A 16,210-nucleotide genomic window follows, 5' to 3' on the forward strand; every position below is an offset into this window, starting at 1 on the left:
CCGTCAGCGGGTGAACGGGGTCAGCCGGTCACCGGCCGTCGGCGGCGACGGCTATGGAGGAGGCCCGGGGTGCCGGGAAGGGACGGGGCGGCGGTGCCGGACGGCGGGGAGGCTGCATGGTCCGGTGGTCTCCCGGGGTCACGGGGTGTTCGGGGGTGGCGCGCCGCCGGGCGGTGGACCGGCGGCGCGGGCCTGTGACAGCGTCAACGCCCGGGGACGGCTTTGGTCACCGTCCGGGGGCGGACGGGGGCCGTGCCGGACCCGATCACCGCTTGCGGACGACGACGAAGTCCGCGAGGGCGGTGAGCTGGGCCTTGACCAGGCCGGGCATGGCGACGTCGTCGAGCGCGGCGACGGCGATCGCGTGCTGGCGGCGGGCCTCCTGGGTGGTCCACTCCCGGCCGCCCGCCTCCTCGATCAGGGCCGCGCGGGTGGCGAACTCCTCCTCGGAGAAGCCGTCGAGGTCCGGGCTCTTGGCGTCGGCCGCGAGCAGTTCGCCCAGCCGGGCGGAGGCGGGGCCCTGGGCCGCGAGGGCGGCGACGACGGGCAGGGACTTCTTGCGCTGGCGCAGATCGCTCCAGGTCTGCTTGCCGGTGGCCTCGGGGTCGCCCCAGATGCCGAGCAGGTCGTCGACGGCCTGGAAGGCAAGGCCGAGGTGGTAGCCGTACGCCTCCAGGGCGTCGGCGGTACGGTCGTCCGCGCCGCCGAGCACGGCGCCGATGGAGACGGCGCAGGCGAGCAGCGCGCCCGTCTTGTTGCCCTCCATCTCCAGGCACTCCTCGACGGTGACCCGCTCGCGGTGCTCGTAGGAGATGTCCTGGGCCTGGCCGTCGATGAGGCGGAGGGTCGCGGTGGTGAGGCGGCGGGTGGCCCGGCCCGCCTCGACCGTGTCCAGCTCCAGCAGGATCTCGTTGGCGAGCGCGAAGAGGGCGTCGCCGACGAGGATCGCCTGCGCGGGCCCGTGCACCTTCCACACCGTGTCCCGGTGGCGGCGCTGCTCGTCGCCGTCCATCAGGTCGTCGTGCAGCAGCGAGAAGTTGTGCACCAGCTCCACGGCGACGGCGCCGGGGACGCCGATCTCGGGCGGGGCGCCCGCGGCCTCGGCGGACAGCAGGGCGAGCGCGGGGCGCACGGCCTTGCCGCCGTCGCCGTCGGCGGGCCGCCCCTGGGCGTCGATCCAGCCGAAGTGGTAGGCCGCGACGGTGTCCATGGGGCTGGCCAGCCGGTCGACGGCGGCGCGCAGCACCGGCGTCGACATGGCTCTTCCGCGTTCCAGCAGCGCGGCGATGTCCACGCCCGCCGCGGTGTCGTCAGCCGGGTTCGCCGAAGGCACAGTCGGCACGGTCTCTCCTCTTGTTCCGGTACTCGGACTCACGCCGCCTCCTTGAGCGGATGTTCGTGGGGGCGGCCGAGAGCACGGAGCGCCGCGCCCGCGGCGGTGAAACCGCTGCGTACGGCGCCCTCCATGGTCGCAGGCCAGCCGGTGGCCGTCCACGCGCCCGCAAGGTACAGGCCGGGCGCACGGGTGTGCGCGCCGGGACGCAGTCTGCCGACGCCGGGAGCGGGGGCGAAGGTCGCCGTGCGCTCCCGGGTGACGAAGAAGTCGCGTACCCCGGCGTTCCGTGCGGGTGGCAACAGCCGCTCCAGCTCGGGCAGATAGCGCTCGCGCAGCTCGGCCACGGGTGTGTCGATCTCGTCCTCGGCCGCGGACTGGGAGAGCGCCAGATACTGGCCCTCGGTCAGTCCGGCTGCCTCGGTGCGGTCGAACACCCACTGGACGGGGCTGCCGATCGCGGCGAAGAAGGGGCGGCGCAGCACTGTGCGGTCGTAACGGACATGGATGTTGAGGATCGGTGCGGTGCCGATGTCCAGCAGCCGGTCGGGGTCGTCGAGCGCCCCCTCGGGCAACAGGGCATGGGCCTCGCGCTGGGCCACGGCGAGGACCACCGCATCGGCCTGAAGGATCTCACCGTCGGTCGCGACGGACCAGAGGGCGTCGTGAGTGCGGCTGATTCCCCGTACCCGCAGGCCGGTCACGGTACGGACACCGGCCGCCGCGAGGGCCTTGCGGGCGAGGGTGTCGTGGAGTTCGCCCAGCGGCACCCGGGCCCAGCCGATGTCGGCGGCCGAGGGGTCGGAGAGCAGCCCGGTCTTGAAGACCATCGCGGCCAGACCCATGGAGACATGGGGGGCGGTGGCGTTCAGCGTGGCGACGCCGACGAGGTCCCACAGGGCCTCGACGGCGCGCGGGCCCTGGCCGTGGCGGCCGAGCCAGGTGGCGAAGTCGATGCCGTCGAGCGCGGGGTCGGCGGGGTCGAGGCCGCCGAGCGCGAGCGCCGCACGGGCCGCCCCGGCCCGCTCGGCGAGCGAGAGATGGGGGTAGGTCGCGAGGCTGGCGGCCAGATGCAGGGGAACGGGCAGGGCGCTGCGCCGCAGCCGTCCCAGCCGGGCCCCTTCGGGCCTGCGCGGGTCGACGACGGGCACGTCCAACCGGTCCTGCACGGGGGCGAGATGCGCGCCGTCGATCCGGTCCAGGAACCAGCGGTAGGCGGTGCAGCAGCGCAGATACACATGCTGTCCGTTGTCGACGGTCAGCTCGCCGCGCTGGAAGGAGAAGGCGAGGCCGCCGAGCCGGGGCCTGCTCTCCACCAGGGTGACCTCGCTCCCGGCGTCGGCGAGCCGGAGCGCGGCGGTGGTCCCGGCGAGCCCGCCGCCGATCACGACGGCACGGGGGCGCGGGGCGTCGTGGCCGGTCATCGGGGTGCCGCCACGGCGCGCGGGGCGGGGGCCGCGGGGCCGGGCCGCGGGGTCATCACACCCGCCCCCTCGGGGCCGTCAGCCGGCCGATGTGCCGGGCGTCGAGCCCGGAGAGGCCGCGCACGGCCACATACGCCTTCTCCCGGCCCGGGAGCGAGACCCGGCCGCGCAGCACGGCCCCGGGGTCGCGCTCGATCCGGTCGAGGAGACGGCGGTAGATCCCGGCCATGGCGGCGACGCAGGCGCCGCTGCGCCGGTCGAGCAGGGGCAGCAGCCGGTAGCCCTCGGCGAAGAGGGCGCGGGCGCGCCGCACTTCGTAGTGGACGAGCCCGGCGAAGTCGGACCCGGCGGGCGGGACCGGGGTGTGGAACCCGGCGGAGCAGCCGAATTTGGCGAGGTCGTCGGCGGGCAGATAGGTGCGCCCGTTCGCCGCGTCCTCCCTCAGGTCCCGCAGGATGTTGGTGAGTTGGAGGGCGAGCCCGAGGGTGTCGGCGTACTCGGGGGCCCGCTCGGCGCCCGGGGCGCCGCTCTGGGTGCCGAAGACGCCGAGGGAGAGCCGTCCGATGGCCCCGGCGACACAGCGGCAGTAGGCCCTGAGGTCGTCCCAGGTCTCGTAGGTGGCGCCGCGGACGTCCATGAGCACCCCGTCGATCAGCTCGTCGAGGGCGTCGAGCGGGACGGGGAAGCGGCGCGCGGTGTCGGCGAGGGCCACGGCGACGGGGTCGGTGTCGTCGTCGGCGACGGCCCCGGCGCGGACCCGCGCGAGCAGTTCCCGGGTGGCCTGGAGGCGCTCCCGCTTGGCGGCGGGCGCGAGGGTGCCGTCGCCGATGTCGTCCACCCGGCGCGAGAGCGCGTAGAGCGCCGACATGGCCTGGCGTTTGTCGGTGGGCAGCAGCCGGATGCCATAGGCGAAATTGCGTGCCTGCGCGCCGGTGACGGCCTCGCAGTAGCTGTAGGCGGCCTGCACCGGTGCCGGGGGATGGGTGGTGTGCTCCACGGTCCGGCTCACCTCTCCTTACGCGCTCTGCGCAGTACGGCTCCCACATCGTGCAGAAGTCGCGTCCTTGCTGGTCTGGGCGGTCCGGGCAGAACGTCGTACCCGGCGGCGGCGATGGCGGCCAGCGCCGCCCGGCCACCGCCGACGAAGCCGGCGAGCAGCAGACGCAGCCGGCCGTGGACACTGCCCACCAGCGGGACTCCTTCGTCCAGCAGTCGGTGGGCCCGGTCCGCCTGATAGGCAACGAGGGCGCGGACGGAAGCGTTCCCGGTCGGGGCGGCGAGATCGTTCTCGCTGACGTGGAAGCGTCGCAGGTCCTCGGCGGGGAGGTAGATCCGGTCGCGGGCGAGGTCCTCGCTCACGTCCTGGAGGTGCTCGACGATCTGGAGCGCGGTGCACACCGCGTTCGACCTGCGCAGCCGCTCGGGGGTGAGGGTTCCGCTGACCTGGAGGACGAGAAGGCCCACGGGGTTGGCGGAGAGTTCGCAGTACGCGAGCAGCTCCTCGTAGGTCGCGTAGCGCCGGACGAGCTGGTCCTGCCGGTTGGCCGCGATCAGGCCAAGAAACGGCTCGATGGTGAGGGAACGGTCCCGCACCGGCGAGCGCAGGGCCCGCAGCAGCGGGTGGCGCGGGCCGGGGACGCCGCCGGGGGCGGGGTCGAAGACCCGGCGCAGATCCGCTTCGAGGGCGTCGAGGAGGGCGAGCCGGTCGTCGGCGGCCTCGGGGGGGACCCCCAGCAGCCGGGCGTCGCCGCCGCCGGGGGCGAGGTCGCCGTCGCCGATGTCGTCCACCAGGCGGGCGTAGCCGTAGAGGGCCATGAGGTCATGGCGCCAGGCGCGGGGCAGGAAGAAGGGGGCCACCGGGAAGTTCTCGGCCGTGGCCTGGTCGAGTGTGTGGCGCGTGACGGGGTCCGCGGGGGCCTCGGCAGGCGTCTGACGGGTCTCGGTCATGCGTGGCCGCCGGGTGCGGGGACGGCGAAAGCCTCGCGAAGCTGGAGATCTTTGATCATTGCCGTCACAGCTCCCGTTCTACACTGCCGATCCAATCCATCCTATTTCGGACACGCCGCTGGTCATCAGGACTGCGGGGGGTCCGTCCGCCGGACACGGCATCAGGGATGTATCGCCACACTTACCGCGATTCCATACCCGGTACAGCTTACGTTGCCCCCTGGCCCGGCCTGCGTCCGGGCGGGGTCCTTGCGGCAGCGGCGCGTCAGGGGCGGCCAACCGCGCCCCCCGGGTCCGGACTTGGGCCCCGCGCCACCCCTGCGGGGAGGGGCGGCGGGCCGGACAGGGCCGGGGCCCCGCCCGCACAGTGCGGCGGGGACCCGGCCGGGGAGCCGAAGCGGCCGACGCCCCCGCTCCCGCGGCCCGGCGGCTACTTGCCGGTTTCCTTCTCGTACGCCTTCAGCACCTCGTCGGTGGGGCCGTCCATCAGCAGCTTGCCGTGCTCCAGCCAGAGCACCCGGTCACAGGTGTCCCGGATCGACTTGTTGCTGTGGCTGACCAGGAAGACGGTGCCCGCCTGCTTGCGCAGCTCCCGGATCCGCTGCTCGGAGCGGATCTGGAACTTGCGGTCACCGGTGGCCAGCGCCTCGTCGATCATCAGGACGTCGTGGTCCTTGGCCGCCGCGATGGAGAACCGCAGCCGGGCGCCCATGCCGGAGGAGTACGTGCGCATGGGCAGGGTGATGAAGTCGCCCTTCTCATTGATCCCGGAGAAGTCGACGATCGACTGGTAGCGCTCCCGGATCTGCTCCCGGGACATGCCCATGGCCAGACCGCCGAGGATCACGTTCCGTTCACCGGTGAGATCGTTCATCATGGCCGCGTTCACGCCGAGCAGCGAGGGCTGGCCGTCGGTGTAGACATGGCCGCGCTCGGTGGGCAGCAGCCCGGCTATGGCGCGCAGCAGGGTCGACTTGCCGGAGCCGTTGGTGCCGATCAGCCCGATGGCCTCGCCCCGGTAGGCGGTGAAGGAGACGCCCCGCACAGCGTGCACCTCGCGCATGCCGCGCTGCTTCTGGCCCTTCTTGCCGCGCAGGATGCGGCTGAGGGCCGCGGTGGCGCTGCCCTTGCCCCCGGCGCCGCCGCTCACCCGGTAGACGATGTGCACATCGTCGGCGATGACGGTGGGAATCCGTCCGGTGTTGTTCTCAGCCACGGCCGTACCGCTCCTCCGCCTTCCAGAAATACACAAAACCGAAGACGCCGATCAGCAGCGACCAGCCCAGGGCCAGCGCCCAGACATGGTCCGGCAGGTTCTCCGAGCCATAGCCGTCGATCAGCGCGAAGCGGATCAGGTCCATGTACACGGCGGCGGGGTTCCACTGGAGGATGTCCGCGATCCACGCGGGCTTGTCCTTCAGCATCATCGGGATGGAGAACATCACACCGGACGCGTACATCCAGGTCCGCATGACGAACGGCATGAGCTGGGCCAGGTCGGGCGTCTTGCTGCCGAGCCGGGCCATGATCATCGCGAGCCCGGTGTTGAAGACGAACTGGAGCAGCAGCGCCGGGAGCACCAGCAGCCAGGAGAGCGAGGGGTAGCTGCCGAAGCCGACCACGATCGCCAGCAGCACGACCATCGAGAACAGGAGCTGCTGGAGCTGCTGGAGGGCGAACGAGATGGGCAGCGAGGCGCGCGGGAAATGCAGGGCCCGCACCAGGCCCAGATTGCCGGAGATCGCCCGTACGCCCGACATCACCGAACTCTGGGTGAAGGTGAAGACGAACACACCCGTCACCAGGAACGGCACGAAGACATCGTTCGAGAAACCGTTCTTCGTCCCGAGGATCAGACCGAAGATCAGGTAGTAGACCAGCGCGTTGAGCAGCGGGGTCACCACCTGCCAGAGCTGTCCCAGCTTGGCCTTGCTGTACTGAGCGGTCAGCTTGGCCTGCGAGAACGCCAGGATGAAGTGGCGCCGGCCCCAGAGCTGGCGGATGTACTCGACCAGACCCGGCCGGGCGCCGCTGACCGAAAGACCGTACTTCGCGGCGAGCTGCGCCGGGGACAGACCGTCGTCGGCCGATGGCCGGGCGGTCGTCACGGTCGCTCCGTCGGGGGTTGTGTCACTCACAAGTGGAAACTTTCGTCTTCGAGATGCGCGGCAGTGGGGGCGCGGCCCCGGGCGACGCCGGGAACCCGGAGTGCTCGGGGCCCCAGCTTGTCAGATCACCGGGGACCGGCCCAGTCGGTCCGGGGGCCTCGCGGTCCTCCCCGGCCCGGGGACGGGCCCCTGAGAGGCATCTCCCGCCGGGCAGCGGGCCCGGCGGGGCGAGCCGGCCCCTCCGGACCGGGGAACAAGCCCATGAGAAGCATCTCCCGCCGGGCGGCGGGCCCGGCGGGGCGAGTCACCGAAGCCTGCTGGAGGCCAGGATCGACACCAGGTGCAGCAGGGTCTGGAGCACGGCGATCCCGGCGAGGACCGCGATCCCGAGGCGGGTGAAGAACAGGTCCCCCTGGACCAGGTCGAGCACCGCCATCACCAGGATGAAGAGGCTGGCCTCGATACCGCCGACGAGCCGGTGGAACTTGAGCGCCGCAGCGGCCCGCCGGGCCAGCGCCAGACCGGAGGAGCGGGGCACGGACGCCTCGTCCTTGACGGCGGGCAGTCCGCTGCGGGAGCGGGCCACGTCCACCAGATCGGTCTCGGCCTTGATCAGGATCGCGCCGAGCGCGGCGAGGGTGCCCAGGAAGGCCCACAGCCACGCGGGGTCGCCCGCGCCGAAGAGGTCGGCGCCCCGCAGCCCGAAGCCGATCAGCAGCGCCGCCTCGCAGAGGTAGTGGCCGATCCGGTCGAGGTAGACCCCGGTGATCGAGGTCTGGCCGCGCCAGCGGGCCACCTCGCCGTCGACGCAGTCGAGCAGCAGATAGATCTGGAAGAGCACCGCCGCGAGGATCGCCCCGGTCAGCCCCGGGATCAGCAGGGCGGCGCCGCCTATGACCCCCACCACGATCATGAGGTAGGTGAGCTGGTTGGGGGTGATCCGGGTGTTGACCAGATACGGGTCGCAGCGCAGCGAGATCTCGCGCATGTACAGGCGGCCGGCCCAGTGCTCGCCGCTGCGCCGGTCCTTCACGCCCTCGGGGTGGACGACGGGGCGGAGCTCAGCTACGGATGGTCTTGGCATAGTCGGCGTACGCGTCCCTGATCTGGTCGGTGGTGAGGTCGAGGTGTTCGAGGATGGTGAAGCGGCCGGGCCGGGTCCGCGGCGCGTACTCCACGGCGCGGATGAACTCGTCGACGCCGAAACCGATGTCCTCGGGGAGCACCGGGAGCCCGTGGCGGCGCAGCACATCGGCGAAGAGGCCCGCCTGCTCCGGGGCGCCGCGCAGATGCATGGCGAACGCGGCACCGAGGCCGACCTGCTCGCCGTGGCTGGCCGCGCGCTGCGGGTACAGCAGGTCGAAGGCGTGGCTGATCTCGTGGCAGGCGCCGGAGGACGGCCGGGTGTCCCCGCTGATCGACATCGCGATCCCGGTGAGCACCAGGGCCTCGGCGAGCACGATCAGGAACTCGTCGTCCCCGACACCGCCGGGGTGGCGCAGCACGGACTCGCCCGCGGTGCGGGCCATGGCGGCGGCGAGGCCGTCGACGTTCTCCCCGTTGATCCGCTGGGACAGCTCCCAGTCCGCGAGGGCGGAGAGGTTGGAGACGGTGTCGCCGATGCCGGAGCGGATGTAGCGGGCGGGTGCGTCGCGGATCACATCGAGGTCGATGACCATGGCGATCGGCGAGGGCACCCCGTAGGAGCCGCGCCCGTTGTCGTTGTCCAGGGTGGCGACCGGGGAGCAGATGCCGTCGTGCGCCAGGTTCGTGGCGACCGACACCATCGGCAGCCCGACGCGGGCCGCCGCGTACTTGGTGACGTCGATGATCTTGCCGCCGCCGAGGGCGACGACCGCGTCGTAGTGGCGGCCCCGGATCTCGTCGGCGAGCCGGACGGCCGCGTCGATGGTGCCGTCGGCGACCTCGTACCAGTCGGCTCCGGGCAGCAGCGGGGCCAGCCTGGTCCGCAGCGCCCGGCCCGAGCCGCCGCTGAGGGCGACGGCGAGCTTGCCGGAGGCGGAGATCCGCTGGTCGGCGAGGAGACCGGCCAGATCGTCCAGCGCTCCCGACCGGATGTCGACGACGACCGGCGACGGGATCAGCCGGGTCAGTACTGGCACGCGATCTCACGGCCCTTCGCGAGGTCGTCGTGGTTGTCGATCTCGACCCAGCGGATGTCCCCGATGGGGGCCACGTCGACGGTGTGGCCGCGGTCGACCAGCTCCTGGTAGCCGTCCTCGTAGTAGAGGTCGGGGTCGCGCTCGAAGGTCGCCTTCAGCGCGTCGGCCAGCTCCGCGGCGGCCTCGGGCTCGATCAGGGTGACGCCGATGTACTCGCCGGTCGCGCCCGCGGGGTCCATCAGCTTGGTGATCCGGCGCACACCGCGGCCGTCCGCGCAGATGACCTTCATCTCCTCGTCGGCGAGGGACTTCACCGTGTCGAGAGCGAGGATGATCTTCTTGCCGTCCCCGCGCGCGGCCAGCAGGGTGCGCTCGACGGAGACCGGGTGGACGGTGTCGCCGTTGGCGAGGATGACGCCCCGCTTCAGGACGTCACGGGCGCACCACAGGGAGTAGGCGTTGTTCCACTCCTCGGCCTTGTCGTTCTCGACCAGGGTGAGCTTGATCCCGTAGCGGGCCTCCAGGGCGGCCTGGCGCTCGTACACGGCCTCCTTGCGGTAGCCGACGACGATCGCGGCCTCGGTGAGGCCCACCTCGGCGAAGTTCGCCAGGGTGAGGTCGAGCACGGTCTTGTCGCCGTCCACGGGCACGAGGGCCTTCGGCAGGGTGTCGGTGTAGGGACGCAGACGGCGTCCGGCACCGGCGGCCAGTACGAGGCCGATCATGCGAGTTCTCCTTCGTCGTGTACGGCGGGTGCCCCGGAGGACACCCAGAAGCGGACGCTCTCCACCAGCACCACGAGCGCGACGGCGGCGGCCAGGGCGGTGAGCGCCCAGCGGAAGTCCGGGGCGGCGACGAGGGCGGCCAGCAGGGTGACGGCCAGGACTCGGCCCTCGTGCCCGCCGATCACCCGCACCAGCCACCGGGGCGGCGCTCCGGTGCCTCCCCGGATGCGGTAGACCGTGTCGTAGTGATGGTAGGCGACCGCGGCCACCAGCCCGAAGGCCGCCGGGAGCGCGCCCGGGGCGTCCGCGCGGGCGGCGAGCGCCAGGACCGTGCCGTACTCGGCGGCCCGGAAGAACGGGGGGACCAGCCAGTCGAGGGCGCCCTTCAGCGGGCGGGCGACGGCGATCCCCGAGGTCAGGACGTACACCGCGGCGGCGGCGAGCGGCCAGGGGGAGCCGAAGTCGGCGAGGGCGGCCGTCGCGGTCACCGCGACGGCGCCCAGCAGGGCGATGACGGGGGCGGCCAGGGCGGGCAGCCTGCGGGCGAGCGGGGCGGTGACCCGGGCGACGGCCCCGGCGAGCGGGCCGGAGTCCGCGAGGTCGGCGAGGGCCTGTGCGGCGCGGTCCGTCCGCACGGCCTTGCGGGTCACCGAGCGCAGCAGCCGCCCGGCGGTGGTGTAGCAGGCGGCGAAGCCGCAGCCGATGAGCAGGGCCCAGAAGACGATCCGGGGCGTGGTCAGGGCCGTCAGCACGGCGATCATGGCCCAGCGCTCGCCGATCGGCAGCACGATCATGCGGCGGACCCAGACCGTCCAGCCCACGCTGTCGAGCCGACCGGAGAGGGCGGCGGTGGGGCTGGTGTTGGCGACGGCGTCATGGTTGGCCTCGTTGAACGAGAAGTCCACGACATGCCGGCAGGTCTGGAGCACCATCGCGCCGAGCGCCAGGGCCCAGACGTCGTCGCCGCCCCGGGCGGCCCCGAGGGCGAGGCCCGCGTAGTAGGCGTACTCCTTGGCGCGGTCGAAGGTGGCGTCCAGCCAGGCGCCCATCGTCGAGTACTGGAGGGAGTAGCGGGCGAGCTGCCCGTCCGTGCAGTCCAGGACGAAGGAGACGATCAGGAGCACCCCGGCGGCGACATAGCCGCCGCGGGTGCCGGTGGCCGCGCAGCCCGCCGCGATCAGCGCGGTGAACAGGGAGGCCGTGGTGACCTGGTTGGGGGTGAGGCCCCGGCGGGCGCACCAGCGCGCGATGTAGCGCGAGTAGGGGCTGACGCCGTACGTGGTGAAGAAGCCGTCGCGGGCCTTGACCGCGGAGCGCAGCCGCACGGCCTCGTCGTCGACGGCGGCGACGGCGGCGACGGCCTCCTCGCGGGACCCGTCGTCGCCGGGCACGGTCGCGACCAGGGAGCCCAGCTCCGGGTGGTGCACGGCGGTCCCGGAGTCGGCCAGGGCCCCGGCGAGGGTGTCGGGCAGCACCCCGGCCCCGGCGGGGCCGGTGGCGGCCCCGGCGAGGGCGCGGGTCAGCGCCCCGCGGGCCTCGGGGCGCGCGGTGAGCGCGCCGGGGACGGCGGCGGCCGGGAAGCGGGGGTCGGTGAGGGCGAGCCGCAGCGCGTGGACGTGGCCCACGAAGCGGGTGTCCACGACGGCGACCCGGTCGGCCGCGGGGGCGGCGGCGATCAGCGCGGCGGTCTCCTCGGCGCCCGGGGAGACCCGTACGTCGAAGCCCAGCGACCGCAGATCGCCCTCAAGCGACGAACCGGGCACGGGCGGACCGGTGAGGATGGCGGTCGACAGACGAACTCACTCCTTGGGACCGAGGGTGTGGGCGCGCGGCGGCCCGGCCCGAGGACATGGGCGGCGGCACGTCGGCGAAGGCTTCGGCAGAGGCTATCGGATGCGCTGGGGCGGGAACCCACGGGCCGTTTCACTGCCCTGCGGGCCCCGCGGCTGTAGATCATCATCGTCGATCACCGCTTCCCCGGCAAAACCCGCGCCGTCCTCTCCCCCGGAGGACCGTGCCCGCCTCCGGCGCCGGACGGCCGTCTCCCCGCGGCGGGGGCCCACCCGATGCGGGCTGGCGCCGTCCGTCTCCCACCGGGCGGGAGTGTGCCCGCTTCCCGCAGTGGAGCCCCTGACGGGACCCGAGGCGTCCGTCCCCCACCGGACGGCACTGTGCCCACTCCCCGCACCCGGGCGGGCCGTCTCCCCACGCCGGGGGCCCACCCGATACGGGCCGGGGCCGTCTCTCCCACCGGGCGGGACGGTGCCCACTTCCGGCACCGGGACGGCCCGGCCCCGTGGTGGGGGGTGCAGGGTCGTCCCCGGAAGGGACCGGCGGAGAACCGCCCGCGTCCAGACATCGGACGTCCGGTCTGCCGGCCCTGAGGAGTCGAGCCCGGAGGCCCCCACATCCCGCACGGTGGGTCCGCCGGCACCCCGACCGCCCCTGGGCACAGGCGGACCCGCACAAAACAAGCCCGTCCGGCGTTTGAGGACGGACCCCGCACCAGCGGAAAGCCTCACGCGCAAGCCGACCGCCCCCGCGCAGCCCCGTCGTCGGGGGCCAGCCCCCGAACCCCCGCTCCTCAATCGCCGGAGAGGCTGAAATTCGGGCACCCCCACGACGCTGAACACGCGCAGGCCAAGCCCCACCGTCAGGGACTCGGCGCGACGGCCCCCACGCCGCAGGATCTAGGCTGGCGGTCATGACTTGGCTGATCACAGGTGGAGCGGGCTACATCGGCGCGCATGTGGCGCACGCGATGACACAGGCGGGCGAGGCGGTGGTCGTCCTGGACGACCTGTCGTCGGGTGTCGCCGGGCGGCTCCCCGCCGGAGTCCCGCTGGTGCGGGGCGGGATCGGGGACCGCCCCGCCCTGGACCGGGTCCTCGCCGAGCACCGGATCACCGGCGTGGTCCACCTGGCGGCCCGCAAGCAGGTCGGCGAGTCGGTGGCGCAGCCACTGCGCTACTACCGGGAGAACGTGCACGGACTGACCGTCCTCCTCGAAGCCGTGGTCGCGGCGGACGTCCGCACCTTCGTCTTCTCCTCCTCGGCCGCGGTCTACGGGGTCCCCGATCAGACCCTGATCGCGGAGTCGGCCCCCTGCGCGCCGATCAACCCGTACGGGGAGACCAAGCTGGCCGGCGAGTGGCTGGTGCGCGCCACCGGCCGGGCGCACGGGCTGGCGACGGCCTGTCTGCGCTACTTCAACGTCGCCGGCGCGGCCCGGCCCGAGCTGGCGGACACCGGTGTCTTCAACATCATCCCGATGTTCTTCGACCGGATCACCCGCGGCGAGGAGCCGAGGATCTTCGGCGACGACTATCCGACGCCCGACGGCACCTGTATCCGCGACTACATCCATGTCGCCGATCTCGCCGACGCGCATCTGGCCGTGGCCCGCCGGCTGGCGGACGGGGAGCGGCCCGGCGATCTCACCGTGAACATCGGGCGCGGCGAGGGTGTCTCGGTGCGGGAGCTGGCCTCCCTGGTGGGCGAGGTCACCGGGGTGCCGCTGAAGCCGGTCGTCGAGCCGCGCCGCCCGGGGGACGCCGCGCGGGCGGTCGCCTCCGTGGAGCTGATCGCCCGGGAGCTGGGGTGGTCGGCCTCGTACGGGGTGCGCGAGATGGTCGAGTCGGCCTGGGAGGGCTGGTGTCTGCGCCACCCCGGGGCCGCGGCCCGCGGTGACCGCCCATGACCGTCCGTGACCAACCGCACCGGCCGGACACGGGGGACGGCCGGACGCCGGGCCTGAGCGGCGACCGGCCCCGCGGCCGGGGGCGTACCGGGTGCGCCCAGCGCGCCGGGCGCGCTCCGCACCAGGGGCGCGCACCCCTCGCCGCGATCCGTACAAACGTCTGACCTGCGGATCGTTTCCGCAGGTCAGGGGTAATGACAACGGTGTTCAGTGCCGTGTTGCCCATACCCCCCTCCCGTAGTTCACTGGGGTCTCGTCAGAGCGGTTCCCGCGACGATCCGGAGGCATTTCATGGGGGCTGGGCACGATCACGGACACAGCCACGGAGGGTCCCTTCCCACGGGCACCGCGGCCGCCGCCTACAAGGGGCGGCTGCGGATCGCACTGACCATCACCCTGAGTGTGATGGTGCTGGAGATCGTCGGCGGCTTTGTGACGGGCTCCCTCGCCCTCGTCGCCGACGCGGCCCATATGGCGACGGACGCCATCGGGCTCGGCATGGCGCTGCTGGCGATCCACTTCGCCAACCGCCCGGCGAGCGTCAACCGGACCTTCGGGTTCGCGCGGGCCGAGATACTCGCGGCGCTCGCCAACTGTCTGCTGCTGTTCGGCGTCGGTACCTATGTGGTCTTCGAGGCGGTGCAGCGCTTCATCACCCCGACCCAGACCGAGGGCGGGCTGACGATCGTCTTCGCGCTGGTCGGCCTGGTCGCGAACGTGATCTCGCTCTCGCTGCTGATGCGCGGGCAGAAGGACAGCCTCAATGTGCGCGGCGCCTATCTGGAGGTGCTGAACGACGCCCTCGGCTCGGTCGCCGTCCTGGTCTCGGCCACGATCATCCTCACCACCGGCTGGCAGGCGGCCGACCCCATCGCCTCGATCGTGATCGGCCTGATGATCGTCCCGCGTACGGTGAAGCTGCTGCGGGAGACGGTGAACGTCCTGCTGGAGGCGGCCCCCAAGGGCGTCGACATGGCCGAGGTCCGCACCCATATCCTGGAGCTGCCCGGGGTGGAGGACGTCCACGACCTCCACGCCTGGACGATCACCTCCGGCATGCCGGTGCTCTCGGCTCATGTGGTGGTCAGTCCGGGCATCCTGGACTCGGTCGGCCACGAGAAGATGCTGCACGACCTCCAGGAGTGCCTGGGGGACCACTTCGACGTCGCGCACTGCACCTTCCAGCTCGAACCGGCCGGACACGCCGCGCACGAAGCGGGGCTCTGCCACTGAGGGCCTCGCCGCCGGGGCCGGGCGGGGGGCGGCGTCGGAGTCCTGTTCGATGTCCTGTTCGATCATGATCCGGGCCGTGGACCCGGTGTCCGATCCGGGCTCCCGGGGGATGGTTCCCCGGGGGTCCGCCTGGGCACGATCCGGTAGTCCGCCGGGCCGTCGCGACGGAGCCGACGGCGCGGGCCGGGACATGCCAGGGTCTGCGGAGTGCGGACAAAGCAGTTGTGTACGGCAGACTGATCAGGCCCACAGGGCGAGACCACAGCGAAGGATGGTTATGCCGACCTCACCGACCTCACCGACCGCCGCGAACAGCGTGTCGAACGGCACTTCGAACGATGTGCCGGACGGCGCCGCGCGGGAGATCCTGCTCGAACTGGTCGATGAGCACGGGACCACGATCGGCACCGCGGAGAAGCTGGCCGCCCATCAGCCCCCGGGGCTGCTGCACCGCGCCTTCTCGGTCTTCCTCTTCGACGACCGCGGACGGCTGCTGCTCCAGCAGCGCGCACTGGGGAAGTACCACTCCCCCGGCGTCTGGTCGAACACCTGCTGCGGCCACCCCTACCCGGGTGAGGCCCCCTTCGCGGCGGCGGCCCGGCGCACCCATGAGGAGCTGGGGATCTCGCCCGCGCTGCTGGCGGAGGCGGGCACGGTCCGCTACAACCACCCGGACCCGGATTCCGGCCTGGTGGAGCAGGAGTACAACCACCTCTTCGTCGGGCTGGTGCAGGCGTCGCCCGAGCCGGACCCGGAGGAGGTCGGCGGGACGGTCTTCGTGACCCCCGGCGAGCTGGCCGAGCGGCATGCCGCGGCGCCGTTCTCGTCCTGGTTCATGACGGTCCTGGACGCGGCCCGTCCGGCGATCAGGGAGCTGACGGGCCCCTCCGGCGGCTGGTAGCCGGGGCCCGGGGCGGGGGCCTTCGGGGGTCAGGCGAGTTTGAGCGGCAGCTCGGCCCAGACGGCCTTGCCGCCGTTCGCGGTGCGCTCCACGTCGCACCGGCCGCCCGCCTCCAGCGTGATCTCCCGGACGAGCAGCAGACCGCGGCCCCCGGTCTGCCCGCCGTCGGTCTCCACCGCCCGGGGGCGGTAGGGGTGGCGGTCCTCGACGGAGATCCGGATCCAGCCGCCCCGTACGGCGACCTCGACGGTGGCCTCGGGCGAGACCACGGCCGCGTGCCGTACGGCGTTGGTCACCAGCTCGGAGACGATCAGCAGCACCCCCGCCTCGATGTCCTCCTGGAGGGGTAAGCCCTCCCCGCGCAGCACTCCCCGGACGGCGGCGCGGGCCCGGGGCACCGACACCTCGATCGTGGGGACGGTGAAGCGCCAGACTCCGTCGTAGGACAGTGGCCGAACGGGTACGCTCCCGCGGCTCTCCATGAATCCGGCACCCACTCTCTGCTCGACCGTCACGGACCATCGGAGCACCAGTGTTGGCGGGGAGTCGGTCCGCGCCAGGTGACTGAACGCAAGTCAGCGTCAATCGACGGCTTCTGACCGGGTGCGTATGACAGAGGCGCTTGCGCGACTCATCCTGATCCGCTTGCGGCCGTTCGCCCGGGTATGCGGCACTGACCCCGTCTGCCCCGGCCCCGGGGCACCCGGCTTCCGGGG

14 protein-coding genes are annotated in these 16,210 nt (G+C 72.8%); 3 read left to right on the forward strand and 11 right to left on the reverse strand.

Going from position 1 to position 16,210, the window contains the following annotated elements; genetic code table 11:
• Nucleotides 1-265 precede the first annotated feature (265 nt).
• The 10 genes from CRV15_RS02385 to CRV15_RS02430 form a co-directional block, all read right to left on the reverse strand.
• Complete coding sequence (locus tag CRV15_RS02385) at nt 266-1,333, reverse strand: polyprenyl synthetase family protein (protein WP_009998000.1); 1,068 nt, start codon at nt 1,331-1,333, stop codon at nt 266-268.
• A gap of 38 nt (nt 1,334-1,371) precedes the next feature.
• Complete coding sequence (hpnE, locus tag CRV15_RS02390; RefSeq protein WP_003962493.1) at nt 1,372-2,757, reverse strand: hydroxysqualene dehydroxylase HpnE; 1,386 nt, start codon at nt 2,755-2,757, stop codon at nt 1,372-1,374.
• Nucleotides 2,758-2,812: 55 nt separating this feature from the next.
• On the reverse strand, nt 2,813-3,766 hold the full coding sequence (gene hpnD, locus CRV15_RS02395) for a presqualene diphosphate synthase HpnD (RefSeq protein ID WP_003962492.1): 954 nt from the start codon (nt 3,764-3,766) through the stop codon (nt 2,813-2,815).
• On the reverse strand, nt 3,763-4,704 hold the full coding sequence (gene hpnC / locus CRV15_RS02400) for a squalene synthase HpnC (protein WP_003962491.1): 942 nt from the start codon (nt 4,702-4,704) through the stop codon (nt 3,763-3,765). Before hpnC ends, hpnD begins: the two co-directional genes overlap by 4 nt.
• Nucleotides 4,705-5,134: 430 nt before the next feature.
• Entirely contained in the window at nt 5,135-5,920 is a 786-nt protein-coding gene (locus tag CRV15_RS02405) for an ABC transporter ATP-binding protein (RefSeq protein ID WP_003962489.1), read from the reverse strand.
• A complete protein-coding gene (locus CRV15_RS02410) occupies nt 5,913-6,842 on the reverse strand; it encodes an ABC transporter permease (protein WP_003958860.1) in 930 nt (309 codons plus the stop codon). Before CRV15_RS02410 ends, CRV15_RS02405 begins: the two co-directional genes overlap by 8 nt.
• Nucleotides 6,843-7,116: 274 nt before the next feature.
• Nucleotides 7,117-7,896, reverse strand: coding sequence for a CDP-alcohol phosphatidyltransferase family protein (locus CRV15_RS02415; protein WP_003962488.1), 780 nt, complete (start codon nt 7,894-7,896; stop codon nt 7,117-7,119).
• Nucleotides 7,874-8,935 carry an iron-containing alcohol dehydrogenase family protein gene (locus CRV15_RS02420; protein WP_003962487.1) on the reverse strand — a complete coding sequence of 354 codons (1,062 nt, stop codon included), beginning with the start codon at nt 8,933-8,935 and terminating at the stop codon, nt 7,874-7,876. Before CRV15_RS02420 ends, CRV15_RS02415 begins: the two co-directional genes overlap by 23 nt.
• Nucleotides 8,923-9,660: a phosphocholine cytidylyltransferase family protein gene (locus tag CRV15_RS02425; RefSeq protein ID WP_003958863.1), complete on the reverse strand. Its 738-nt coding sequence runs from the start codon at nt 9,658-9,660 to the stop codon at nt 8,923-8,925. Before CRV15_RS02425 ends, CRV15_RS02420 begins: the two co-directional genes overlap by 13 nt.
• Complete coding sequence (locus CRV15_RS02430; RefSeq protein ID WP_029183117.1) at nt 9,657-11,453, reverse strand: DUF5941 domain-containing protein; 1,797 nt, start codon at nt 11,451-11,453, stop codon at nt 9,657-9,659. Before CRV15_RS02430 ends, CRV15_RS02425 begins: the two co-directional genes overlap by 4 nt.
• Nucleotides 11,454-12,364: 911 nt before the next feature.
• Between CRV15_RS02430 and galE the strand changes: the two genes are divergently transcribed.
• From galE to idi, 3 genes are all read left to right on the forward strand, one after another.
• Complete coding sequence (gene galE, locus CRV15_RS02435; protein ID WP_003958864.1) at nt 12,365-13,360, forward strand: UDP-glucose 4-epimerase GalE; 996 nt, start codon at nt 12,365-12,367, stop codon at nt 13,358-13,360.
• A gap of 291 nt (nt 13,361-13,651) precedes the next feature.
• Nucleotides 13,652-14,593, forward strand: a complete 942-nt coding sequence (locus tag CRV15_RS02440; RefSeq protein WP_003958865.1) for a cation diffusion facilitator family transporter — start codon at nt 13,652-13,654, stop codon at nt 14,591-14,593.
• Between the two features lie 277 nt (nt 14,594-14,870).
• Entirely contained in the window at nt 14,871-15,494 is a 624-nt protein-coding gene (gene idi, locus CRV15_RS02445; protein ID WP_009997996.1) for an isopentenyl-diphosphate Delta-isomerase, read from the forward strand.
• Nucleotides 15,495-15,523: 29 nt separating this feature from the next.
• Here idi and CRV15_RS02450 read toward each other — a convergent pair whose 3' ends face one another.
• Nucleotides 15,524-15,976: an ATP-binding protein gene (locus CRV15_RS02450; RefSeq protein ID WP_003962484.1), complete on the reverse strand. Its 453-nt coding sequence runs from the start codon at nt 15,974-15,976 to the stop codon at nt 15,524-15,526.
• Between the last annotated feature and the right edge of the window lie 234 nt (nt 15,977-16,210).

Source organism: Streptomyces clavuligerus, from assembly GCF_005519465.1.
GTDB classification, from domain to species: domain Bacteria; phylum Actinomycetota; class Actinomycetes; order Streptomycetales; family Streptomycetaceae; genus Streptomyces; species Streptomyces clavuligerus.